The following is a 23600-nucleotide window of genomic DNA, read 5'->3' as shown; positions in this document are numbered from 1 at the left end:
GGTCGCTGCGCGGCATGGATGCCGGTCTCTCGTAGTCTTGCCAGACGAGATCCGTCCTCGATCAGGAGGCCCTGTGAAGCTGCACAATCCGTTCCGCGTTGCCTTCGTGGCAACGCTCGGGGTCGGGCTGGGTCTCCTGCTCATCACGAGCATCCAGACGCTGTCCACGATCCTCCTCTACGTCGGAACGGCGCTCTTCCTCTCGCTCGGGCTCGACCCCGTGGTGGCGTGGCTCGAGAGGCGGAAGCTGCCGCGGTGGGCAGCCGTGCTCATCACGATCCTCGGAGTGCTGGCGGTGTTCGCCGGCATCATCCTCATGGTGCTTCCGATCATCTTCAGTCAGGTCGGCCAGCTCGTCACCGCGATCTCGGAGATCATCCGCGGCGGCACCTTCGTCGACGACATGAAGGAGTGGCTGCAGAGCCGACTCCCCCAGCTGGACGTCGCCGAAGTCTTCGACTACGTGACCACGTGGCTGCAGGACAACGTCGCGAACATCGGCGGCTCCATCGGCCAGGGAGTGATCACGGTGGGCACCTCGATCCTCGCCGGCCTCGCCGGTGCCTTCATCGTGCTGATCCTGACCATCTACTTCACCGCTTCCACGCCGGCGCTCAAGAAGTCGGTGTACCAGCTCGTCCCGGCGTCCAAGCGCCCCCGGTTCATCGACCTCTCCGAGCAGATCACCGACTCCGTGGGGTATTACGTCATCGGGCAGCTGAGCCTCGGCGTGATCAACGGCGTCCTGAGCGCCATCTTCCTCACCATCATCCAGGCGCCGTTCCCGGCTGTCCTCGCCGTCATCGCGTTCTTCTTCTCGATCATCCCGCTCGTGGGAACCCTGACCGGATCGACGATCATCGTGCTCATCACCCTGGGGCTGGGGTCGCCGACGACGGCCCTGATCGCGGCGATCTACTATCTCGTCTACATGCAGATCGAGGCGTATGTCATCTCGCCCCGCATCATGAACCGCGCCGTGTCGGTGCCCGGAGCGGTCGTCGTGATCGCCGCCCTCGCCGGCGGCGTGCTGCTCGGGCTGCTCGGCGCCCTCGTGGCGATCCCGGTCGCGGCGAGCATCCTCATCATCTACCGCCAGGTCGTGATCCCGCGTCAGAACGAGAGGTGACAGCGCTGCGGGAGCCTACTCGCCTTCCGGTCCGTCCCACTCCTCCGGGAGCGGCAGCGCATCGGGGTTGACGGCGGCGACGATCTCGGTCAGCACGCGGCGCGTCTGCGTCTCGCCGACCCACAGGTGCTTGCCGCCCTCGACCGGGATGAGCACCGCGTGCGGCACGGTCGCGAAGCGGTCCAGCGCTTCGTCCGGCCGCAGGTAGTCGTCGAACTCGGGGATGAGCGCGACGACGCGGCGCGGGTCGTCGGCCCACGCGGCGACCTCGTCGGGGGTCGCCCGATGAAGCGGCGGCGAGAGCAGGATCACTCCTTCGACCGCGTGGTCGCGGCCGTACTTGAGAGCGAGCTCGGTTCCGAAGGACCAGCCGAGCAGCCACGGGCGCGGCAGGTTCCGCTCCCGCACGAAATCCATGGCTGCGGCCAGATCGAAGGCCTCCGCGCGGCCGCCGTCGAACGCTCCCTCGCTCGTGCCCCTCGGGGACGCCGTGCCACGCGTGTTGAAGCGCAGCACCGCGAGGTCTGCGAGGGCGGGCAGGCGCGCGGCGGCCTTCCGCAGGATGTGGGAGTCCATGAACCCGCCCGCGGTGGGAAGCGGATGCAGCGTCACGAGCGTCGCGACGGGCTCGCCGTCGACGGGCCGGGCCAGCTCGCCGACGAGCGTCAGCCCGTCGAGCGTCTCGAGTTCGATGTCCTCGCGGCGAGCGGGGAGCAAGAGCGGGCCGCGGATCTCCACCTCAGCCGATCCTCCAACAGTGCGTGTGCCAGTGTCTGCGTGCGGCGAGATCGGCCTGATCGCCGAGGACCCCGTCGGCCCGCCACGCGACGACGTGCGCCACGCCGGCGTCGATCGACCGTCGGCATCCGGGGCAGATGTACGCCTTGACGGCCTGCGCGCCGCTGACCGGCTGGACGGTCCACTCGACACCTCGACGGATCTCGCTGCGCTTCCATCCTGCCATCAGCCGCTCGAACGAGCCGTCGCCTTCCGGCTCGCGCCGGCGGCGGTTCGACCGCGGCATGGGATCAGTACCAGCCGGTGCTCTGCGAGTGCCCCCACGCACCGCAGGGCGTACCGTAGCGGCCGCCGATGTAGCCGAGACCCCACGTGATCTGCGTCGCGGCATTGGTCTCCCAGTCGGCGCCCGCCGAGCCCATCTTGCTGCCCGGCAGCGCCTGGGGGATGCCGTACGCCCCGCTCGACCGGTTGTAGGCGTTGACGCGCCAGCCCGATTCCTTGTTCCACAGCGCGACGAGGCACGAGAACTGTTCGTCACCCCAGCCGCGCGCGCGCACCATGTCGTACGCGATGGCCTGGGCCGATCCGGGGTCGGGCGACACGAACGGCGGTGTCCAGCCGGAGCCGGACCTCGCCGCCCTTGCGGTGGGAGTCGGCGTGGGCTTGGGCGTGACGTAGACGGAGTACCCGCCGCGCTCGAACGCCGCAGGTTCCCGAGCCCCGTCGGCGTCGGCGAGCTCGAGGGTCTGGATGTCGCCGAGCCCGCTCGCGTAGAGGGTCACCGGCGCGGCCTCGTCGGCGTTGGCGGCGACGAGCGCAGACCCGGTCGGGCCGACGTATGCCGCCACGAACCCCACCGCCGCGAGAGCCGCGAAGACTCCCAGCACGCCGCGCCGGCGGGACCAGCGCAGTGCCGGCGACGCGGTGCGGACGGCGGTGCGCGCGATCCCCCGACCGGCGCTCACCGCCTCCTGCCGGCGCGTCCGTCTGGACGCCACGGGAGTCATCTCGTTGCCGGAAGTCACAGTGCCACCGAGTCTAGCCACTCGCCCGGACGCCTGCCATCCGCGGGCGCCTCGCTGCACCGCGTGACGGACGACGGTGCGACGACCGCGCCTCGAGGGGGTCAGGCGACGGCCAGCATGACCTCGACCACGGCGTCGAGGACGGCATCCACCTGCGTCTCCCGATAGCCTCCGCGCTGCATGCGGAAGGCCACTCCGCGCACCTGCTCGACCGTCACCGGCTCGCCCGTCTCGAGGTACCGCGCGATCTTGTCCGCCACGAGATCGACCTCGTCGATCCGGTACCCGTAGCGCATGACGCTCACCCGGTCGAAGCGGCGGCCGCGGGGACGCGAGAGGCGGTCGAGCACGATCTGAGCCGTCTGCTTGGTGCGCCCCACCCACTCGCGCGCACCCGCCCTGGTGACGACGGCCTGGCGCTCCCGGACGGCGAAGGCGTCTTCGATGCGACCCAGCGCCGCGTCTACGGATGCGATCGCGTAGCCGCGCCGGACGAGCGGGAAGGCGACGGAGCGCACGTCGGCGGACGTCAGCGCCGTCTGCGGATCGTCTGGGTTGTCGAACGCGGCCTTCGCACGGCGGAGGAAGGCGTCGACGGCGCGCTTCTCGTAGCCCTTGGTGCGTCCCGTCGTCTCGGGGAAGGCGGCGACGGGGGTGTCGGGTGATTCGGTCGGCGAGGAGGTCGTCATCACGTGGCCAATGGGGTGAAGAGGTAGTAGAGGGCGAGGGCCGCGACGATGGAGAGGAGGATGGAGTCCAGTCGATCGAGGACGCCGCCGTGGCCGGGGAGCCACGAGCTCATGTCCTTGATGCCGAGGTCGCGCTTGATCATCGACTCCGCGAGGTCGCCCGCCGTCGCCGTGAGGAGGATCACGGCGCCCAGGACGAGGCCCGACCACCACGGGATGTGGAGCATGAAGATGCCCACGAGAAGTCCCGCCACGAGCGCCGCCAGGGCGGCGCCGGCGAAGCCCTCCCACGTCTTCTTCGGACTGATGCGCGGGGCCATCGGATGACGGCCGAACGCGAGCCCCGTGCCGTACGCACCCGTGTCGGACGCGACGGCGATGATGATGAAGGCCAGCACCCACCACTCCCCGCCGTCCTGGCGCAGGAGCACCACGCACAGACTCGCCAGGAACGCGACGTAGAGCTGGGAGAAACCGGCCACCAGCACATCGGCGACGACGGCGCCGTAGGTGCGCCCGTCGCGGGATGTCATCTGGGCGAGGAGACGCCACACGATGACGAAGGCGACGGCGACGAACGTCGTGACCCAGTGCAGCCACGGATCCAGGAAGTACCCGGCCAGCACCAGGACCACGCCCGCGCAGATCTGCGGCCAGACGTCCATCCGGCGCCCGGCCGCATTGAGTGCGCGTCCGAACTCGAACATGCCGAGCACGGTGGCGGCGAGGGCGAAGATCAGGAACAGCCACTTCACGAAGATGAGCGACGCGATGAGGACCGCCCCGATCGCCAGCCCGATGAGGATGGCGAGGATGAGGTCGCGCCCGGTGCGCTGCTTGATGCGCTCGTTGGCCTCTTCGAACTCCGCACGCGCATGGGCGACCTGGCTCTCCAGACCGTCACGCGCGACCCGGAACTGATGCTGGAACGCCGCGGCGGAGTCCAGGGACGGCGTAGGCTCCTGCTCGCGCCGCGCACGCGCCGCGTCACGCCTGCTGCGCGGGCGTGGGGGCTCGGCGGGCGACGGCCCCGGCGGCTCACCGGCTGCGTCGGACATGAGCTTCCTCAGACCTCGAGGAGTTCTGCCTCTTTGCGCTTGAGCGCCTCGTCGATGGCGTCGACGTGCGAACGCGTGATCGCGTCGAGCTCCTTCTCGGCGCGGGCCAGCTCGTCCTCACCGAACTCGCTCTTGAGGTCGTCCAGGTCGTCCTTGGACTTGCGACGGATGCCGCGCACGTGCACCTTCGCGTCTTCGCCCTTCGACCGGACGAGCTTGACGAACTCCCGCCGACGCTCCTCGGTGAGCTCCGGCAGCGTCACGCGGATGAGGTTGCCGTCGTTCGAGGGGTTGGCCCCGAGGTTGGGGGTGTCGCGGATCGCCTGCTCGATGGCCTTCAGCGCCGACTTGTCGTAGGGCGTGACCACAAGAGTCCGCGCCTCGGGGTTGTTGAGCGAGGCGAGCTGGGCGAGCGGGGTCGGCGTCCCGTAGTAGTCGACCAGGATCTTCTGGAAGAGCTGCGGGTTCGCACGACCCGTCCGGACGCTGGCGAAGTCGTCCTTCGCAGCCTCCACAGCGCGATCCATGCGCGTCGCGGCATCGGACAGAACGTCGGCGATCACAGTGACTCCCCTCGTGGACTCAAGAGCACCAGTCTAGTCGGGCGCACCCGCTCAGACCGTGACGAGCGTGCCGATGGATTCGCCGAGCAGCGCCTTCGTGACGTTTCCCGCCGGCTCCATTCCGAACACGCGCATGTCGATCCCGTTGTCCATGCACAGACTGAAGGCCGTCGAGTCGACGACCTTGAGTCCCCGCAGAAGGGCATCGGAGTAGGTGAGTTCGTCGATGCGGGTGGCCGAGGCATCCGTCCGCGGATCGGCCGTGTACACGCCGTCCACCCCGTTCTTGGCCACGAGGATCTCATCGCACTTCGTCTCGAGAGCGCGCTGCGCCGCAACGGTGTCGGTCGAGAAGTACGGCAGGCCCGCCCCCGCGCCGAAGATGACGACGCGGCCCTTCTCCATGTGCCGCTCGGCGCGGCGGGGGATGTAGGGCTCGGCGACCTGCGTCATCGAGATCGCCGACTGCACGCGCGTGGCTGCGCCGGCCTGCTCGAGGAAGTCCTGCAGGGCGAGGGCGTTCATGACGGTGCCCAGCATGCCCATGTAGTCGGCGCGGCCGCGGTCCATTCCCCGCTGGCTGAGTTCGGCGCCGCGGAAGAAGTTGCCGCCGCCGACGACGACGGCGATCTCGACGCGGTCGACGGCCGCGGCGATCTCGCGGGCCATCTGACCGACGACGTCGGGGTTCACGCCGAGCTGTCCCGCGCCGAACGCCTCACCGGAGAGCTTCAGGAGGACGCGGCGGCGTCCGGTCGCTTCATCGATCACGTGGGATCCTCTCGTCGCGAATTGCAGACTATCGAAACTGTGCAGGTTCGGTGACGACGGGCGGGCACCCGGCGCCGAGCATGAGAAAGGCCCGCATCGGATCCGATGCGGGCCTTTCGACGGGGTTACGCGCCGACCTTGAAGCGAGCGAAGTCGGTGAGGGTGAGACCGGCGTCCTTCGCGACCTGCGCGACGGACAGCTTGTTGTCCTTGGCGTAGTCCTGGTCGAGCAGCGACACCTGCTTGAAGAAGGCGTTGACGCGACCCTCGACGATCTTCGGGAGGGCGGCCTCGGGCTTGCCCTCGTTGCGCGAGATCTCGGTGACGATCTGGCGCTCCTTCTCGACCTCGTCGGCCGGGACATCGTCGCGGCTGAGGTAGGAGGGGTTGGCGAACGAGATGTGCTGAGCAAGGCTGCGCGCCGTCTCGGCGTCATCGCCCGTGTACGCCAGGACGACGCCGACCTGCGGCGGGAGGTCCTTGCTGGTCTTGTGCAGGTAGATCTCGAACTTGTCGCCCGAGAGCGTGCGCACGCGACGGAGCTCGACCTTCTCGCCGATGATCGCGGCCTCGTCCGAGATGAGCTCGGCCACGGTCTTGTCGCCGGCCGGGGCGGCGAGAGCCGCCTCGGCCGAGTCCGCACCGGCGGCGGCCGCGGCGTCCAGGACCTTGTCGGCGAGGGCGATGAAGCGCTCGTTCTTCGCGACGAAGTCCGTCTCGGTGTTGAGCTCGAGGATCGTGACCTTGTCGCCCTGCTGCTTCGCGGCGATCAGGCCCTCGCTCGTCGAGCGGTCCGCGCGCTTGGCGTTGCCCTTCGCGCCCTTCAGGCGCAGGATCTCGACGGCCTTCTCGAGGTCGCCGTCGGCCTCCTCGAGGGCCTTCTTGGTGTCGACCATGCCGGTGCCCAGCTGCTCGCGCAGGGCCTTGATGTCGGCGATCGTGAAGTTTGCCATGGGTGGCGGCTCCTTGCTTGTGGGAAGTTCTCGTGGGATGCCTCGGCGGGGCCGCTCTGCGGCCCCGCCGAAGCGTAGCTGGTGGAGGGGAACCGTTACTTGACGGCGTCCGAAGCCTCGGCGGCCTCGGTCAGGTCGGTGTCGGCGACCTCGGCCTCGACGGCGTCCGCGACGGCCTCGGCGTCGACCGCGACGGTCTCGGCCTCGGCGGCGGCGACCTCGTCGGCCGACGCGCCGGCCGCGGCGGCCACGGCCTCGTCGTGCGCAGCGGCGCCGGCGGCGTCCGCGGCGGTCTCGGTGGCGGCGATCGACACGTCGGCCGCGCCCGCGACGGCGGCCTCAGAGCCCTGCTCGAGGAGCTCGCGCTCCCAGTCGGCGAGCGGCTCGGCCTCGGCGGCCTCGTCCGTCGGGTTGTGGCGCTGGATGAGACCCTCGGCCGCGGCGTCGGCGATGATGCGCGTGAGCAGGCTCACGGAGCGGATCGCGTCGTCGTTGCCGGGGATCGGGTACTGGAACTCGTCCGGGTCGGCGTTGGTGTCGAGGATGCCGATCACGGGGATGCCGAGCTTCGAAGCCTCGTCGACGGCGAGGTGCTCGCGCTTGGCGTCGATGACCCAGATCGCCGACGGCGTCTTCTGCAGGTTGCGGATGCCCCCGAGCGACTTGTGGAGCTTGTCCAGCTCGCGGCGCTTGATGAGGAGCTCCTTCTTGGTGAAGCCGCTCGCAGCCGGGTCGTCGAAGTTGAGCTCCTCGAGCTCCTTCATGCGCGCGAGGCGCTTGGACACCGTCTGGAAGTTCGTGAGGAGGCCACCGAGCCAGCGCTGGTTGACGTAGGGCTGGCCGACGCGCGTCGCCTGCTCGGCGACGATCTCCTGGGCCTGCTTCTTGGTGCCGACGAAGAGGATGGTGCCGCCGTGGGCGACCGTCTCCTTGACGAACTCGTACGCCTTGTCGATGTACGTCAGCGACTGCTGAAGGTCGATGATGTGGATGCCGCTGCGCTCGGTGAGGATGAAGCGCTTGACCTTCGGGTTCCACCGGCGGGTCTGGTGCCCGAAGTGCACGCCGCTGTCGAGCAGCTGGCGAATCGTGACGACGGCCATGGCCGTTCTCCTGTTCTGGCGCTGATGCGCCGCTTGCGGTTGTTCGCGCCGAGCCGATGGCCGGCGAGCCTGGTGCCCGGCACACGCCCGCCCGAAGCGTTCTCGCTTCGGGACCGGTGGGAGTGGATGCCGCACCGCTCGCTCCGTCCGGATCGATGACCGGTCGAAGGTCGCAGCGCTCTGGGCACGCGGAGTCACCCCGTCGAGCGGGGTGCCGTCCCAGTGTACCAGGCGACGCCCCTCGCCCGGATGCCGTCGACGGCCGTCCTCCCCAGCCGGCCGGCGGGCCGCGGCATCCACGGATCCTCGCTGACCGGCGTCCTCCCCCGCGCAGGCGGACAGGATCGGCGGATGTCGCGCCTTCCACTCCCCGCCCGCCTGATGGCCACCGTCGCGGTCGCGTGTGCGGCGGTCGCCTGCGCCGCGATCGCCGCCGCGCCCGGAGCTTCCGCCCGCGGCCAGAGCCCGAGCGGTGTGGACTGGACGTGGCCGGTCTCGCCCTTCCGGATCGTCGAGCCGTACGTCCAGCCGGCGCATCGCTACGCCCCGGGCCACCGCGGCATCGACCTGCGGCCCATGGATGACACGCTCGTCGTGGCGCCGGCAGACGGCGTCGTGGCCTTCTCCGGCGTGGTCGCAGACCGGTCTCTCGTCACGATCGATCACGGCGACGGGCTCGTGACGACACTCGAGCCGGTCTCCTCGCGCCTGGAGCCGGGTGCCGCCGTCCACCACGGCGAGCCGATCGGGGAGGTGGGAGCCGGCGGTCACGCGGCGCCGGGAACCCTCCACTTCGGTGTGCGCCGGAACGGCGAGTACATCAACCCCCTGCTTCTGCTCGGCGGCGTCCCGCGCGCGGTGCTCCTCCCCTGCTGCAGCTGACGAGGATCCGGACGCGGCCCTCACGCGCGCGGGTGCGCGAGCCGGTAGGTCGCGGCGAGGCGCTCGCTCGAGACGTGCGTGTAGATCTGGGTCGTGCCGAGGCTCGCGTGGCCGAGGATCTCCTGAACCGTTCGCAGGTCCGCCCCACCGTCGAGCAGATGCGTCGCAGCGGAGTGGCGGAGCGCGTGCGGACCCACCGCTGAACCAACCACGGGTCCGAGGGTTCGCGACACGACGTCGTACGCCGCGCGGGGTCCGAGGCGCCGGCCGCGCGCGCCGAGGAAGAGCGCGCGCTCGCCCGTCGGATCGTCTCCTCGTGCGAGCAGTGCCGGACGTCCGCGCACGAGGTAGGCGTCCAGGGCAACGGCGGCGGGTGCGCCGAACGGCACGACCCGTTCCTTCGACCCCTTGCCCGTGACCCGTGCGGTCCGTCGGGCGTGATCGAGGTCGTCGAGATCGAGGCCGCACAGCTCTGCGACACGGATCCCGGCGCCGTAGAGGGTCTCGAGGAGGGCGTGGTCGCGGAGCGCCACCGGATCCCCCTCCGCGGCCGTCTGCTGCAGGGAGTCCAGCACGGCGCCGAGCGCGTCGGCGGTCGCGACGCGCGGGAGCGTCGTGCCTCGCTTGGGCGCCACCAGGCGCAGGCTGGGGTCGGCGGCGATCAGTCCGGACTCCGACGCCCACGTGAAGAAGCCTCGCGCCGCTGCTGTGCGACGCGCGAGGGTCGAGCGCGCATCGCCGCGCTTCGTCGCCCGCCACAGCCACTCACGCAGATGCTCGAGATCGATCTCGTCGAGCGGCGCATCCCCGACGGAGTCGGCGAGATCGGCGAGGTCAGAGCGATACGCGCGCACCGTGGCCGGCGAGAGGCGTCTGACATCCGTCAGATGCCGGGCGAAGGCATCCGTCGCCTCGGTGATCCGCATGGTGACAGCATGCCTCGCCCTCCTCTCCTGCGCGCCACGCCGCTCCGGTCTCGCCGGCCGTCGCCCCGGACGATGCGGTGCGGGTGATCGGACGGCCGGCGGGGCGCTCCCGGCCGTCCGATCACCCGGGCAGCACGCGTCGCCAGCCGAGGTAGCCGCTTTGGACCTCGCCCCCGAGGAGCAGGAGGCCGAGGAGCCCCTCCACGTCGCCCGCCGACATCCCGCTGCGTCGCGCGAGCTCATCGGCGTCCCGCCAGGCGCGGGTGCTCAGCGCATCGCGGACCCGCGACCGGTCGTCGGTCGGCGGCCTGTCGTCGGCGCTCGGCGTGCTGCCGCCGGCGGCCGTGTCGCGGCCCAGCAGCTCCCTCACGTCGTCGGCGCTCGTCACGCACACCGCGCCGTCGCGGAGGAGGCGGTGGGCTCCGGCCGACGCGGCACTCGTGATCGGGCCGGGCACGGCAGCGACGACTCTGCCGAGCTGGAGCGCATGGGCGGCGGTGTTGAGCGAGCCGCTCCGCCATCCCGCCTCGACGACGACGGTGACGCCGGACACAGCGGCGATCAGGCGGTTCCGCTGGAGGAAACGCCACTTCGTGGGCGAGGACCCGCACGGGACCTCGCTCACGACCGCCCCGGCCTCGGTGATCCGCTCGATGAGCTGGGCGTGGCCGGACGGGTACGGACGATCGACGCCGCCGGCGAGCAGCGCTACGGTGACGCCGCCGGACGCGAGCGCAGCCCGATGCGCGGAGCCGTCGATGCCGTACGCGGCTCCCGACACGATCGGGATGCCGGAACCCGCGAGGTCGGCTGCCAGCTCCATCGCGACGTGGTCGCCGTACGCTGTGGCGGCTCGAGCTCCGACGATGGCGACGGACGGCTGCAGACCCGCGAGCGAACGCGGATCGCCCCGCACCCACAGCGCGATCGGCGCGTGAGCTCCGAGATCGCCGACCTGCGCGGGCCATTCGGGGTCGCCGGGGACGATCAGGTGCACGCCCGCCCGGGCGGCGACGTCCAGTGACGCCGCGACCGCCTCGGCCGAGAGGCGCGGCATCCATCTCTTCCGGCCGTCGGCCAGCTCCTTCGCCGTGACGGCCGCGGCGGGCAGGAGCTCTCTCCCCGTGACGGCGTCGAGGGCCTCGGCCGGCGACAGCTCGGCGAGCAGCCGGCCCGCGACCGCGTCGCCGGGCTCGACGAGGTGACTCCAGACGACGCGCGCAGCCAAGTCCGGGTCGTCGGCGTCGGGATACGACCGGACGGGGGCGAGGGCACGGCGAGCGGCCGTGCGGACCAGGTCGGATGCCGTCATGGAGTGATCCCCTTCTTGAGGTAGAGGGCGCGCCCGACGTCTTCGACGCCGGGCGACGCGCGTCCGGCCAGGTCGGCGATCGACCACGCCACCCGGAGGACCCGGTCGTAGCCGCGGAGTGTCAGGGCGCCGCGGTGCAGCGCCGCGTCGAGCGGCCGTCGCACGACCGGCGGAGGCGCGTGCGGCCCTTCCCGCAGCCACGCGCCGGCGACGTGCGCGTTCACGCGCCACGGCGTCCCGGCGAGGCGACGTGCCGCGCGAGCGCGCGCCTCGCCGACGCGGTCGCGCGCGACCGCGGTCGTCAGTGTCGGCGGTGCCGACGCGTGCCGGTGCGCAACCGACACCCGCGCCAGCGACAGCTCGATGTCGATGCGATCGAGGAGCGGTCCGGAGAGGCGGCCGAGGTAGCGGCGGATCGCCATGGCGGGGCAGATGCAGGCGCCCCCGACCACGCCGTAGTTGCCGCACGGGCACGGATTCGTCGCGAGCACGAGCTGGAACCGCGCCGGGAACGCCGCGGTCGCCCCTGCTCGGTGGATGACGATCGAACCGCCCTCCAGCGGCTGGCGGAGGGCGTCGAGCGCCGATCCCATGAACTCCCCCGCCTCGTCGAGGAACAGCACGCCCTCACTGGCGCGCGCGATGGCACCCGGCCGCACGTGCCGTGACCCGCCGCCGACGAGGGCGGCCATGCTGGCCGAATGGTGCGGCGCCTCGAAGGGCGGCACGCGCGACAGGGCGGTGACGGTCTCGCCGGAGAGCGACCGGATCGACGCGACCGAGAGGGCGGCGCGATCGTCGAGGGCGGGAAGGATGCCGGGAAGCCGCCGTGCCAGCATCGTCTTCCCGGCACCCGGCGGCCCGCACATGAGGAGGTGGTGCCCGCCCGCCGCGGCGACGACGAGCGCGTCGACGGCCTCGCGCTGTCCGATGACCTCGCTCAGATCGAGCTCGGGCGGGTCCTCCGGCGCACTCGCGCCACCGGCGACCGGCTCATGCCCGAGATCCTCGGCCACGGCGCCATGCCACCGGGCGACCTCGGCGAGATCGATCGCACCGAGCACCGTCACGCCCTCGACGAGCTGTGCCTCCTCCCGATTGGCCCAGGGGACGACGACCCGGCGGATGCCGGCCTGCGCGGCCGCCGCCACGGCAGGGAGGACCCCGGGGACGGGCCGGAGCCGGCCGTCGAGCCCGAGTTCGCCCAGATGCGCCGTCGCAGCGATCGATGCGGCGTCCATCGCCGTCTCGGTCGCGAGGGACGCGATGGCGATCGCAACGTCGAAGCCCGAGCCGCTCTTCGGCAGGCTCGCGGGCGACAGATTCACCGTCAGGTGCCGTCGCGGGAGCTGCAGGCCCGCGTTCGCGCACGCGTTGAACACGCGCCGAGCCGCCTCGCCGAGCGCCTTGTCGGGAAGGCCGATGATCTGGAACCCCGGGGTCTGGTTCGACAGGTCGGCCTCGACCTCGACGAGGGCGCCCTCCAGGCCCGACAGCGCGACCGACCAGGTGCGCCCGACGCTCATACGACGCCCCGGAGGTGCTCGAGCGCGGCGGTCGCGGGGTCGGGCCCGATCAGCCCGACGGCGTCGATGCGGAGGCGGCGGCCCTGCACGAGATCGCGGTGCGCCGCGATCCAGGCCATCGCGAGCCGCCACAGCCGCGCCTTCTTGACCCCGTCGACCGCCTCGAACGGATGCCCGAAGGCCTCGCTGCGCCGCGTCTTCACCTCGACCACGACGATCTCCGCGGCGGAGGCGACCACGAGATCCAGCTCTCCCCCCGGCGCGCGCCAGTTCCGCGAGAGCACCTCGTAGCCGAGCGCCTCCAAGTGGCGTGCCGCGCGATCCTCGCCCGCTCGCCCGAGGATGTCCTTCTGTGCCATTCCGGCATACTCGCGCGCCGGGATCGCTCACCGACGGCGGGCTGCGGCATCCGTTCGAAGTCCTCGCGGAGGGCGCCCTGGGGAGGAGCCGGCGCGGTCGCCATGCCGAGCCGGGCGGCGCGCGCGCCTGTCTAGGATGGAGGCACCATGGATGACGAAGTCTTCGAGGACTACGACCGCGAACTCGAGCTTGCGCTCTACCGCGAATACCGCGACGTCGTCTCTCAGTTCCAGTACGTGATCGAGACCGAGCGGCGGTTCTATCTCGCCAACGAGGTCAACGTCGTCCGCCGCGACACCGAGCACGACTTCTACTTCGAGATCTCGATGAACGACGTGTGGGTGTGGGACATCTACCGCGCCGACCGGTTCGTGAAGTCCGTGCGGGTGCTGACGTTCAAGGATGTCAACGTCGAGGAGCTCTCGCGCCGCGACTTCCACCTCCCCGAAGAGCTGTCCCTCGACAGCTGAGCAGGCACGGGGTCAGGCTGAAGCGCTGAGATCAGGATGCCGCGGCGGGATCGGTCCTGATCCGAGCGCCCTCTCCTGGTCTCGGGCGGGCGGGTCAGAAGAGAGTCGGCGCGTCGGCGATCGACCACGACGCGCGGTGGTGCCGGCTGATGCCGTGCGCGCGGATCGCCTCGCGGTGATCGGGGCTGGCATAACCCTTGTTGCTCATCCAGTTGTACGCCGGCAGCTCGTCGTGCAGCCCGGTCATCAGCGCGTCCCGGGCGACTTTCGCGATGACGGATGCCGCGGCCGCACTCGCGCAGTCGCGGTCGGCCTTGATGACCGGCCGGACGGTCAGACCGGTCGCGCCGGCAGGCGTGATGTAGTCGTAGTTGCCGTCGAGGATGACGATCGCCTCCTCGGGCACGACCCCGTGTGCGCGCAGGTCCGCGAGGGCTCGGATCGTCGCGAGGCCGAGGGCGCGCATGATTCCGATCTCGTCGATCTCGACGCTGCTCGCCCATCCGACCGCGCTGACCGAGACCCACCTGGCGGCGCGCGCGGCGACGTCTGCGCGCCGGGGCTCGGGAACGAGCTTCGAGTCGCGCAGGCCCTCCGGGATGCGGCGGCGGGCGTCGGCGGGAGTGACGACGCTCGCACCGACCGCGACCGGGCCCGCCAGGGCGCCCCGGCCCACCTCGTCGCACGCGATGACGACCGGCCACTCCTTGAGCAGCCGGCGTTCCAGGGTCAGCCGCGGCTCGACGACCGTCACGATCCCGGAGTCTCCTCCACGGGAGTGGAGTCCCGGTCGCCGGACCCCGAGCCCGAGCCCGAGCCGGGCGGGTCCGAGCCCGCGCCGGATTCCGAGCCCTCGTCGCCCGCCGCCGGGACACCGGCGAAGACCGCCGGGTGGAAGTCCAGCATCCCGAACCGCGAGAGCGGCCACGTGATGAGGAACGCCCGGCCCACGACGTTCTCGAGCGGCACGAAGCCGTCCCCCGGCTGGTCCTGGTTGTAGCGGGAGTCCTTCGAGCGGTACCGGTTGTCCCCCAGCACCCAGAGACTGTCGTCCGGCACGACGACGTCGAACGGATCCCCCGAGGCGGCGGTCTCGCCGCCGGGCAGCTTGAGGTACGACGATTCGTCGATCGGCACGTCGTTGATCGTGATCTGCCCGATCGCATTGCAGCAGACGACATGGTCGCCCGGGAGCCCGATGATGCGCTTGATCAGGTGGTCGTCGCTGTCGGGCGCCGACAGGCCGACGAGGGAGAGGAGCCAGTCCACGCTCTGCTCGATCGGCGGGCGCGTGTCCTCAGGCGCCGGCGGAAGCCATCCGCCCGGATCCCGGAACACGACGATCTGGCCGCGGTCGTAGCCGCCGAAGCGGGGGGTGATCTCGTCGACGAGGATCCGGTCGTTGACCAGCAGCGTGTCCTCCATCGACCCCGAGGGGATGTAGAACGAGCGGACGATGAACGTCTTGACCAGGAACGACACGAGCACCGCGACGAGCACGATGATCACGACGTCGCGCAGGAAGTAGAGCCATCCCCGCCGGCGCTGATCCGTGCCCGACGCCGAGTTCGGAGTGGGAAGAGGCTCCGCGGAAGCCGTCTGCTCGGTCGTCATGTGGGTCCTTCACCGGGCTCGCCGGGGAGTTCGGTGGGCCGTCATCTCAAGGGTCGCACACTCCGGCGCGCTTGGCCGCCGGACGCGTTATCGTCGGTGCCCCTCACACGGGGAAGATGACGATGCCCCGGGGCGCGGGCCTCGGGGCATCGTCGGAGAGAACTCAGTTCTCGCGCTTCTCCTTGATCTTGGCCTTCTTGCCACGGAGGTTGCGCAGGTAGTAGAGCTTCGCACGGCGGACGTCACCGCGGGTCACGACCTCGATGTGGTCGATGACGGGGCTGTGCACGGGGAAGGTGCGCTCGACGCCGACCTGGAAGCTGATCTTGCGGACCGTGAAGGTCTCGCGCACGCCGTCGCCGGAGCGGCCGATGACGACGCCCTGGAAGACCTGGATGCGGGAGCGGTTGCCCTCGGTGATGTTGACGTGCACCTTGACGGTGTCACCGGGGCTGAAGACGGGGATGTCCGAGCGGAGCGAGGCCGCATCGACGGCGTCGAGGATCTGCATGATCGTCACTTCCTGCGGCCGCCACAGGTCGACCGCGAAAAGAGGGGAAAGGATGTCGTGTGCCCGGGGCCGAGGGAATCGCTTCCGCACGACGTGCTCCCCTGAGGCAGAGCCGGGTCAGGGCACAAACAGCCATTCTGCCACGGATGACGCGACCGGCCAAAACGCGCCGGTCAGGATGCGTCGGGGTCGCGCCTCTCGGTGATGACGAAGACCTCGCCGGGGTCGTGCGAGCGGGTTCCGCCGGACGAGGCATCCGTCGTCACCGTCGGCGGGAGGTAGGCGACGCCCTCGGTCGTGTACAGGACCATGCGCGAGGGCCGCGCCTCGCGCCACAGCTGCCACAGGGTGAGCCAGAACAGGCCGACCCCCGCCAGGATCGTCACGACCATGGCCGGTGCCCACCAGGCCTCGTCGAAGAAGCCGAGCGAGATGATCAGCAGGTGCCACACGGTGAACCCGAGGACATCCCACCACGAGACCGCCCGCTCGGCGCGCACCGTGCCCCGCGCTCGCACGAGGAGCGTCAGGACGAGCTGTCCGATGAACACCGCCGGGATCGCGAGGAAGAGCACCCAGAGGAAGGCCCACCCGCCGGCGTTGAACACGGCCCAGCCGACGAGCAGCCACAGCGGCAGCAGGAACGCAGCCGGGAAGAGCCAGCCGTAGAACGCGCGACGCAGCCACATGCTCCCGATGGTACGCCGGTCGCCTCCTCCGCGGACCGGCTCCGGTCGTCCGCGAGGCATCCTCTCAGCGACCTCGGCGGGCCATCCGACAGAATGGACAGGTTGAGAGGAGCGCGATGATCGAGCTGCGCACACCGGCCGAGATCGAGGCCATGCGACCCGCCGGGCGATTCGTCGCCGAGACCCTCGCGACCCTCCGCGACGAGACGAAGGTCGGGACGAACCTCCTGTCGATCGATCGTCGCGCGCACGAACTGATCCGCCGCGCCGGCGCCGAGTCGTGCTACATCGACTATCACCCGTCGTTCGGCGCCCGGCCCTTCGGCAAGGTCATCTGCACGTCGGTCAACGACGCGGTCCTCCACGGCCTCCCCTTCGACTACGCGCTCCGCGACGGGGATCTGGTCTCGCTCGACTTCGCCGTGTCGATCGACGGCTGGGTCGCCGACTCCGCCGTGTCCTTCGTCGTCGGGACGCCACGCGACGAGGACCTCGCGCTCATCGCCACGACCGAGCAGGCTCTGGATGCCGCGATCGCCGCCGCCGTCGTCGGCAACCGCATCGGCGACATCTCGCACGCGATCGCCGAGATCGCCCACGCCGACGGCTACAGCATCAACACCGACTTCGGCGGTCACGGCGTCGGCCGCGTCATGCACGGCGACCCCCACGTTCCGAACGACGGCAAGCCGAACCGGGGCTATCCCCTGCGCGCGGGCCTCGTGGTGGCCCTCGAGCCGTGGTTCCTGGCCGGCACCGACGAGCTCATCACCGATCCCGACGGCTGGACGCTGCGCAGCGCCGACGGCTCTCGGGGGGCGCACTCCGAGCACACCGTCGCCATCACCGAGGCAGGGCCGATCACCCTCACCGACCGGTCCTTCCTCGGCGTCGACTGACGTCGAGAGGCCTTCCGGGCGGTCAGCCGGCCGCTACGCGCCGGCGGGCGCGACCACGACCGCCGCGCTGTCCCGCGGCAGCAGCAGCGAACCCTCCACGACGACCGTCGCGGCATCCGTCGCCAGCAGGATCTCCGCCGTCCCCTCGAAGCGAACCGCCTCCTGTCCGAGGTTCACGAGCACGAGCAGGTCGCCGCGGCGCAGACGGAAGACCCTGCCGCCCTGCCCCTCGACCGCTTCGCCGCCGAGGGAGCCGAAGGCGGGGTCGGTCAGCTCCGGTCGCTCGCGGCGCAGCCGGGCCAGCGCCCGGTAGAGCGCGAGCAGGCGATGATGCTCGCCCTCCCCCGCCTCGTCCCAGCGCAGCTTCGATCGGCGGAACGTCTCGGGATCCTGTGGATCGGGCACGACGGCGGGATCCCAGCCCATGCGCTCGAACTCGGCGATGCGCCCCTTGGCGGTCGCCTCTCCGAGCTCCGGCTCGGGGTGCGACGTGAAGAACTGCCAGGGCGTGGAGGCCCCCCATTCCTCACCCATGAACAGCATGGGGGTTCCCGGCGCGGTGAGCGTGAGGACGGCGGCCACGGCGAGCCGCTCGAACGGCAGCGTCGCGCTGAGGCGGTCCCCGACGGCACGATTCCCGATCTGGTCGTGGTCCTGTGCGAAGGTGACCAGGCGCCACGCGGGCACGTGCGCGGGGATGGGGAACCCGTGATCCCTGCCGCGGAACGACGAGTAGGTGCCGTCGTGGAAGAAGCCCTTGGTCCAGGCCTTCGGCAGCGCGTCGATCGCCGCGAAGTCCTCGTAGTAGCCGGTCGTCTCACCGGTCAGCGCGACGTGGACCGCGTGGTGCCAGTCGTCGCTCCACTGGGCGGTCAGGCCATAGCCCCCGGCCTCGCGCGGAAGGATGAGCTTCGGATCGTTCATGTCCGACTCGGCGACGAGGGTCAGCGGGCGTCCCAGATGCGCCGAGAGGACGTCGGACGCCTCGGCGAGCTCCTGCAGGATGTGCACCGGCGAGTCGTCCTTCAGCGCGTGCACGGCATCCAGGCGCAGCCCGTCGACGTGATAGTCGCGCATCCACATGAGCGCGCTGTCGACGATGTGGCGGCGGACGGCCGGCTCGCCGAGGTTGACGCTCAGACCCCACGTGTTGCGGCTCGAGTCGCGCAGGTACGGACCGAACTCGGGAAGGTAGTTGCCGCTCGGGCCGAGGTGGTTGTGCACCACATCCTGGAGGACGGCCAAGCCGGCCGCGTGCGCCGCGTCGATGAACCGCTGGTAGGCGGCCGGTCCGCCGTAGGCCTCGTGGACGGTGTTCCAGAGGACGCCGTCGTATCCCCAGTTCCAGACTCCGTTGAACCCGTTGACCGGCAGCAGCTCGACGTGCGTCACGCCGAGCTCGACGAGGTGATCGAGCTTGCCGATCGCGGCGTCGAGGGTGCCCTCGGGGGTGAAGGTGCCGAGGTGCAGCTCGTAGATGAGTCCGCCCGCCAGCTGCCGGCCCCTCCACGCGCCGTCCGTCCACTCGAACCGCGACGGGTCGAAGTGCGCGGAGAGGTCGTGGACGCCGCGGGGCTGCCGCCGCGACCGGGGGTCGGGTCGCACGACGTCGGAGTCGCCGAGCAGGAAGCCGTATTCCTCGCCGTCGGAGAGCTCGGCGTCCGCCCACCACCAGCCTCCGTCGCGGCGCTCCAGCTCAGCATCCTCTCCCCCGCCTCCGCGACGCAGCCGCACGCGCTCGACATGGGGGGCCCAGACCTCGATCACGATTCCTCCTCGGTCGCCAGGAGTGCCACGGGGTACCGCGACAGCAGGTCGGCGAGGGGAACGGTTCGGCCGTCGAACCGGCGGCCCGTGATCACGTCGACGGCGGGACCCGGGCGGCGCAGCAGCGCCGTGTCACCCCACCCGCCGCGGCGGTCGAGCCCGACGGGCAGTCGCGTCGCGACGGCGACGGCGCCGCCGCGGTCGTAGGCGATCGCGTGCGCGGATGCCTCGCCCACCACCGTCATCGGGGTGTAGCGCGTGAAGAGCCCCGGTCGGTCGCGACGCAGGCGCAGCGCCCTGGACATCACGAGCAGCTTCGCGGCCCCGGTCTTGTCGATGGGCGGCAGGTCACCGAGGGGGAAGCCGTCGTCGAGCTCGGCGAGCATCGCCCGGCGCGCCGCGAAGTCGACCGGTCGGCGGTTGTCGGGATCGACGAGCGAGGTCTCCCAGAGCTCGGAGCCCTGGTACACGTCGGGCACGCCCGGTCCTGCCAGCTGCAGCAGCTTGGCGCCGAGCGCGTTCGACCAGCCGAACGGCCGGATCTCGCGGACGAAGTCGTTGACCATCGCGACCCCGCGGCCGAACGCCGCGTCGACCAGATCATGCATGCGCTCTTCGAACGCCGGGTCGGGATCCCACCAGCCGGTCGCCTCGGCGGCCTCGCGCGCCGCCTTCTCCGCGTAGGCGTGCAGCCGCTCGGGCGTCGCCGGCCACGCGCCGATGATCGCCTGCCACAGCAGGGAGTCGAAGGGGCCGTGGCCGGTGGAGGCGATCCTGCGCAGGCCCTCCAGCACCTCCGCCCAGCGGTCCGGGACCTCCGCGAGGACCGAGAGGCGGGCGCGCACGTCTTCCCCGCGCTTGGTGTCGTGCGTAGACAGCGAGGTCATGCTGTGCGGCCACCCGGCGTGGCGCCCCGCGAACGCGCGGTGGAAGCCGGTCACCGGGAGGGAGAACACCCCCGGGTCGCCGCCGACCTCGGTCAGCGTTCCGAGACGTGTCTGCCGGTAGAACGCGGTGTCCTCGACGCCCTTGGCCATGACCGGACCGGTCGTCTGCTGGAAGCGCTGGGCGACCTCAGACGCGGGATCGCGGAGGATCGGCACGAGGCGGTCGATCGCGTCCGCGAGGTCGGGACGGCGCGCGGACGCCTCGGCGGCGGCGGCGTCGAGGTTCTCGCGCCCGGCGGGGAGGTAGGAGCGGTACACCGGGAAGCACGCGAGGAGCTCGGCGAGGGCGTCGGCGGCGCCGTCGATCGGCTCCGGCAGAGTCCGGACCAGGCGCCGGATCTCGGCCTGCTGGATCGTGTCGGCGATCATGCGCTTCGTGCCGTGGATGACCTCGGCGTAGGGCACGGGCGGGGTCAGTCCCGACTCGGCGCGCAGACGTGCGTCGAGGTCGTCGAGGGCACGCTCCCCCGCCGGGTCGATCAGCACGCGGTCGATCTCGGCCATCGCGTCGTACCCCGTCGTGCCGTCGGTGCGCCACCACGACGGCAGCGGCTCGGGGTGATCGGTGCCGCTGTGCTCGAGGATCTTCTCGACGAGGACGTAGGTGCCCTCGGTCGCCTCGGCGAGCCGTTCGAGGTACGCCCCGGGGTCGAGCAGACCGTCCGGGTGGTCGACGCGCAGCCCGTCGACGAGGCCCTCGCGCACCCAGCGCAGGATCTCGACGTGCGTCTCGTCGAACACCCACGGAACCTCGACCCGCACGCCCGCGAGGGTCGTGACGGCGAAGAAGCGGCGGTAGTTGAGCTCGGACGCCTCGCGCCGCCAGAACATCAGCTCCCAGTGCTGGCGGGAGAGGATCTCGCGGAGGGCCGCGGCATCCGTCGTCGCCTCTGCGGGAGCCGTCCCCTCGGCCAGCGGCAGCCGGTGGTCGAAGTAGCGCAGCTCGCCGAACGGCGTCTGCGGTCCGGGCTCCGGGTCCGCGGTGAGCTCACCGGCTTCGAGGATCGCGTCGAGCTCGTCGCCGAGGATCGGCACGCGCACACGCCCGTCGCCGTACTCCCAGTCGATGTCGAACGCCTCGCCGTAGCGGGAGTCGCGGCCGCGCAGCAGCACATCCCACCACCACGGGTTCGTCGCGGGCGCCGAGACGCCCATGTGGTTGGGGACGATGTCGACCAGGATGCCGAGGCCCGCCGAGCGCGCTGCGGCGACGAACCGGTCCAGCCCCTCCCGGCCGCCCCGCGCGGGGTCCACGCGGGACGGATCGATGACGTCGTAGCCGTGGTCGGATCCTTCGGTGGCCTGCAGGAGGGGCGAGAGGTACGCCCAGTCCGCGCCGAGGTCGCGGAGATATCCCGCGACCTCGGCGGCGGCGCCCAGGTCGAAGGCCTTGCGGATCTGCAGGCGGTACGTCGACGCAGGACGCATGCGGCTACCTTCCGAGCTCCGGCTTCGGCGCGGCAGCGGGCACCTCGTCGACCGACGTCGTCAGCGTCGCGGCCACGGACGCCGCCACCGTGCTGTCGATCTCGACCTCGGGCTCGACATGCTCGCGCAGCAGCGCCAGCGCCTTCGGCTGCACCGTGACGGTCGCTCCGGGGTCGATCGGGTCGCCGCCGGCCTGCTCGCCCGCCGTGTCGACGATGATGTCCCATACCGGGCTGAAGTCGACCTCGGGGATGGTGAAGTCGACCGCTTCGTCGCCGGCGTTGAAGAGGACGATGAAGTGGCGGTCGTCGATGGGCTGACCACGGCGATCCCGCTCGCGGATGCCTTTGCCGTTGAGGAACACGCTGATGGCGCGCCCGAAGCCCGACTCCCAGTCCTCCGGCTGCATCTGCGAGCCGTCCGGACGCCCCCACACGATGTCCGGCACGGGCGCACCGGCCACGCGGCGCACCGGGCGGCCGTTGAAGAAGCGCTGACGGCGGAAGGTCGGATGGTCCCGCCGGATCTTGGCCAGGGCCGCCGCGAACTCGAGGAGAGGCTGGTCGGCCGTCTCCCAGTTGACCCACGTGATCTCGTTGTCCTGGGCGTATCCGTTGTTGTTGCCCTGCTGCGTGCGGCCGATCTCGTCGCCGTGCAGGAGCATCGGCACGCCCTGGGAGAGCATGAGCGTCGCGATGAAGTTCCGCTGCTGCCGTGCGCGCAGCGTGAGGATCTCCGGGTCGTCCGTGGGCCCCTCCGCGCCGTGGTTGTTCGAGCGGTTGTGCGACTCGCCGTCGTTGTTGTCCTCGCCGTTGGCGGCGTTGTGCTTCTCGTTGTACGACACGAGGTCGCGCAGGGTGAACCCGTCGTGCGCGGTGACGAAGTTGACGGATGCCACGGGCCGGCGTCCCGAGTGCTCGTACAGGTCGGCGGAGCCCGTCAGGCGCGACGCGAACTCGCCGAGGGTGGCGGGCTCACCGCGCCAGAAGTCGCGGACGGTGTCGCGGTACTTCCCGTTCCACTCCGTCCACTGCGGAGGGAAGTTGCCGACCTGGTAGCCGCCGGGACCGATGTCCCACGGTTCGGCGATGAGCTTCACCTGCGACACCACCGGGTCCTGCTGCACGAGCTCGAAGAAGGTCGCCAGGCGGTCGACGTCGTAGAACTCCCGCGCCAGCGTGGCGGCGAGGTCGAAGCGGAACCCGTCGACGTGCATATCGAGCACCCAGTACCGCAGCGAGTCCATGATGAGCTGCAGCGCGTGCGGATTTCCGACGTTGAGGCTGTTCCCCGTGCCGGTGTAGTCGGTGTAGTACCGCTTGTCCTTGTCCTCCAGCCGGTAATAGGCGGCGTTGTCGATGCCTCGCATCGAGAGCGTCGGACCCAGGTGATTGCCCTCCGCCGTGTGGTTGTACACGACGTCGAGGATCACCTCGATGCCGGCCGCATGGAGCGCCCGCACCATGCCCTTGAACTCCTGCACCTGCTGCCCGCGGTCGCCGGTGGCGGAGTACGTGTTCTGCGGGGCGAGGAAGGCGATGGTGTTGTAGCCCCAGTAGTTCGAGAGGCCCTTCTCCTGCAGCGTCGAGTCGTTGACGAACTGGTGCACGGGCATGAGCTCGATCGCCGTGACGCCGAGCTTCTTGAGGTGCTCGACGACGGCCGGATGGGCGATCGCGCTGTACGTCCCGCGGATCTCCTCCGGGATCAGCGGGTGGAGCTTCGTCAGTCCCTTGACGTGCGCTTCGTAGACGAAGGTCTCGGAGTAGGGCGTCTTCGGCTGGCGGTCGCCGCCCCAGTCGAAGAACGGGTTGATGACGACGCCCTTCATCATCGACGACGCGGAGTCGTCGTCATTGCGGGAATCGGGCTTGCCGAAGTCGTAGCCGAAGACGGACTGCCCCCACTTGACCTGGCCTTCCACCGCCTTGGCGTAGGGGTCGAGGAGCAGCTTGTTCGGGTTGAACCGCTGGCCGGACTTCGGGTCGAACTTTCCGTAGACGCGATAGCCGTAACGCTGACCGGGGCCGATGTTCGGAAGGTACGCGTGCCACACGAACGCGTCGACGTCGATCAGCTCGACGCGGGTCTCCTTGCCGCGATCTCCGAAGAGACAGAGCTCGACGCGCTCGGCCCCTTCGCTGAAGAGGGCGAAGTTCGTGCCGTTGCCGTCGTACGTCGCGCCGAGGGGATATGCGGATCCGGGCCAAGCCTGCAAAAGGGTCCTCCTTGGGATG

General features: G+C 70.8%; 24 protein-coding genes. 4 read left to right on the top strand and 20 right to left on the bottom strand.

What is annotated here, in order from left to right; translation table 11 throughout:
* The first annotated feature begins 73 nt into the window (after positions 1 to 73).
* Positions 74 to 1129, top strand: a complete 1056-nt coding sequence (locus EV279_RS11085) for an AI-2E family transporter (RefSeq protein ID WP_133543464.1) — start codon at positions 74 to 76, stop codon at positions 1127 to 1129.
* Positions 1130 to 1144: 15 nt separating this feature from the next.
* On the opposite strand, the gene EV279_RS11080 is transcribed toward EV279_RS11085, so the two are convergent.
* The 9 genes from EV279_RS11080 to rpsB all read right to left on the bottom strand — a co-directional run bounded on the left by EV279_RS11080 (position 1145) and on the right by rpsB (position 8032).
* Complete coding sequence (locus tag EV279_RS11080) at positions 1145 to 1867, bottom strand: alpha/beta fold hydrolase (protein WP_133543462.1); 723 nt, start codon at positions 1865 to 1867, stop codon at positions 1145 to 1147.
* 1 nt (position 1868) lies between these two features.
* Entirely contained in the window at positions 1869 to 2153 is a 285-nt protein-coding gene (locus EV279_RS11075) for a hypothetical protein (RefSeq protein ID WP_133543461.1), read from the bottom strand.
* 4 nt (positions 2154 to 2157) lie between these two features.
* Positions 2158 to 2835 (bottom strand): lytic transglycosylase domain-containing protein, encoded by a 678-nt coding sequence (locus tag EV279_RS11070; protein ID WP_243728617.1) that lies wholly within the window; start codon positions 2833 to 2835, stop codon positions 2158 to 2160.
* 161 nt (positions 2836 to 2996) lie between these two features.
* Positions 2997 to 3584, bottom strand: coding sequence for a DivIVA domain-containing protein (locus EV279_RS11065; RefSeq protein WP_133544876.1), 588 nt, complete (start codon positions 3582 to 3584; stop codon positions 2997 to 2999).
* On the bottom strand, positions 3584 to 4642 hold the full coding sequence (locus EV279_RS11060) for a phosphatidate cytidylyltransferase (protein ID WP_133543459.1): 1059 nt from the start codon (positions 4640 to 4642) through the stop codon (positions 3584 to 3586). Before EV279_RS11060 ends, EV279_RS11065 begins: the two co-directional genes overlap by 1 nt.
* A gap of 8 nt (positions 4643 to 4650) precedes the next feature.
* On the bottom strand, positions 4651 to 5205 hold the full coding sequence (gene frr / locus EV279_RS11055) for a ribosome recycling factor (protein ID WP_133543457.1): 555 nt from the start codon (positions 5203 to 5205) through the stop codon (positions 4651 to 4653).
* 51 nt (positions 5206 to 5256) lie between these two features.
* A complete protein-coding gene (pyrH, locus tag EV279_RS11050) occupies positions 5257 to 5976 on the bottom strand; it encodes a UMP kinase (protein WP_133543455.1) in 720 nt (239 codons plus the stop codon).
* Between the two features lie 125 nt (positions 5977 to 6101).
* Positions 6102 to 6929: a translation elongation factor Ts gene (gene tsf / locus EV279_RS11045; protein WP_133543453.1), complete on the bottom strand. Its 828-nt coding sequence runs from the start codon at positions 6927 to 6929 to the stop codon at positions 6102 to 6104.
* Between the two features lie 95 nt (positions 6930 to 7024).
* Complete coding sequence (gene rpsB, locus EV279_RS11040) at positions 7025 to 8032, bottom strand: 30S ribosomal protein S2 (protein ID WP_133543451.1); 1008 nt, start codon at positions 8030 to 8032, stop codon at positions 7025 to 7027.
* A gap of 351 nt (positions 8033 to 8383) precedes the next feature.
* Here rpsB and EV279_RS11035 point away from each other — a divergent pair, with 351 nt between their 5' ends.
* Positions 8384 to 8914: a M23 family metallopeptidase gene (locus EV279_RS11035; protein ID WP_243728536.1), complete on the top strand. Its 531-nt coding sequence runs from the start codon at positions 8384 to 8386 to the stop codon at positions 8912 to 8914.
* A 20-nt stretch (positions 8915 to 8934) separates the two neighbouring features.
* Here EV279_RS11035 and EV279_RS11030 read toward each other — a convergent pair whose 3' ends face one another.
* The 4 genes from EV279_RS11030 to EV279_RS11015 form a co-directional block, all read right to left on the bottom strand.
* A complete protein-coding gene (locus EV279_RS11030) occupies positions 8935 to 9840 on the bottom strand; it encodes a tyrosine recombinase XerC (protein ID WP_133543449.1) in 906 nt (301 codons plus the stop codon).
* Between the two features lie 121 nt (positions 9841 to 9961).
* Positions 9962 to 11152: a DNA-processing protein DprA gene (gene dprA, locus EV279_RS11025; RefSeq protein ID WP_133543447.1), complete on the bottom strand. Its 1191-nt coding sequence runs from the start codon at positions 11150 to 11152 to the stop codon at positions 9962 to 9964.
* Complete coding sequence (locus tag EV279_RS11020) at positions 11149 to 12678, bottom strand: YifB family Mg chelatase-like AAA ATPase (RefSeq protein ID WP_133543445.1); 1530 nt, start codon at positions 12676 to 12678, stop codon at positions 11149 to 11151. Before EV279_RS11020 ends, dprA begins: the two co-directional genes overlap by 4 nt.
* Entirely contained in the window at positions 12675 to 13037 is a 363-nt protein-coding gene (locus EV279_RS11015; protein WP_133543443.1) for a YraN family protein, read from the bottom strand. Before EV279_RS11015 ends, EV279_RS11020 begins: the two co-directional genes overlap by 4 nt.
* 147 nt (positions 13038 to 13184) lie before the next feature.
* Here EV279_RS11015 and EV279_RS11010 point away from each other — a divergent pair, with 147 nt between their 5' ends.
* Positions 13185 to 13508 (top strand): DUF2469 family protein, encoded by a 324-nt coding sequence (locus EV279_RS11010; RefSeq protein ID WP_133543441.1) that lies wholly within the window; start codon positions 13185 to 13187, stop codon positions 13506 to 13508.
* Between the two features lie 94 nt (positions 13509 to 13602).
* On the opposite strand, the gene EV279_RS11005 is transcribed toward EV279_RS11010, so the two are convergent.
* The 4 genes from EV279_RS11005 to EV279_RS10990 form a co-directional block, all read right to left on the bottom strand.
* Positions 13603 to 14262 carry a ribonuclease HII gene (locus EV279_RS11005; RefSeq protein WP_133543439.1) on the bottom strand — a complete coding sequence of 220 codons (660 nt, stop codon included), beginning with the start codon at positions 14260 to 14262 and terminating at the stop codon, positions 13603 to 13605.
* Positions 14259 to 15122, bottom strand: a complete 864-nt coding sequence (gene lepB / locus EV279_RS11000) for a signal peptidase I (RefSeq protein WP_133543437.1) — start codon at positions 15120 to 15122, stop codon at positions 14259 to 14261. The genes EV279_RS11005 and lepB overlap by 4 nt, the downstream gene beginning before the upstream one ends.
* 163 nt (positions 15123 to 15285) lie before the next feature.
* Complete coding sequence (gene rplS / locus EV279_RS10995; RefSeq protein ID WP_133543434.1) at positions 15286 to 15633, bottom strand: 50S ribosomal protein L19; 348 nt, start codon at positions 15631 to 15633, stop codon at positions 15286 to 15288.
* A gap of 173 nt (positions 15634 to 15806) precedes the next feature.
* Positions 15807 to 16322: an MFS transporter permease gene (locus EV279_RS10990; protein ID WP_133543432.1), complete on the bottom strand. Its 516-nt coding sequence runs from the start codon at positions 16320 to 16322 to the stop codon at positions 15807 to 15809.
* 116 nt (positions 16323 to 16438) lie between these two features.
* Between EV279_RS10990 and map the strand changes: the two genes are divergently transcribed.
* Positions 16439 to 17221, top strand: coding sequence for a type I methionyl aminopeptidase (gene map / locus EV279_RS10985; protein WP_133543430.1), 783 nt, complete (start codon positions 16439 to 16441; stop codon positions 17219 to 17221).
* Positions 17222 to 17254: 33 nt separating this feature from the next.
* On the opposite strand, the gene treZ is transcribed toward map, so the two are convergent.
* From treZ to glgX, 3 genes are read right to left on the bottom strand one after another with little or no spacing between them, the layout of a single operon-like run.
* On the bottom strand, positions 17255 to 18988 hold the full coding sequence (gene treZ / locus EV279_RS10980) for a malto-oligosyltrehalose trehalohydrolase (protein WP_133543428.1): 1734 nt from the start codon (positions 18986 to 18988) through the stop codon (positions 17255 to 17257).
* The gene (treY, locus tag EV279_RS10975) at positions 18985 to 21363 is read right to left on the bottom strand and encodes a malto-oligosyltrehalose synthase (protein WP_133543426.1); all 2379 of its coding nucleotides are present in this window, start codon (positions 21361 to 21363) and stop codon (positions 18985 to 18987) included. The genes treZ and treY overlap by 4 nt, the downstream gene beginning before the upstream one ends.
* A 4-nt stretch (positions 21364 to 21367) precedes the next feature.
* Positions 21368 to 23581 (bottom strand): glycogen debranching protein GlgX, encoded by a 2214-nt coding sequence (glgX, locus tag EV279_RS10970; protein WP_133543424.1) that lies wholly within the window; start codon positions 23579 to 23581, stop codon positions 21368 to 21370.
* Positions 23582 to 23600 lie beyond the last annotated feature (19 nt).

Origin of the sequence: Microbacterium sp. BK668 (genome assembly GCF_004362195.1) — a bacterium.
In the GTDB taxonomy this organism is placed as follows: domain Bacteria; phylum Actinomycetota; class Actinomycetes; order Actinomycetales; family Microbacteriaceae; genus Microbacterium.
The sequence above is the reverse complement of the archived record's forward strand: the minus strand, read 5'-3'. Positions and strand labels throughout refer to the sequence as shown.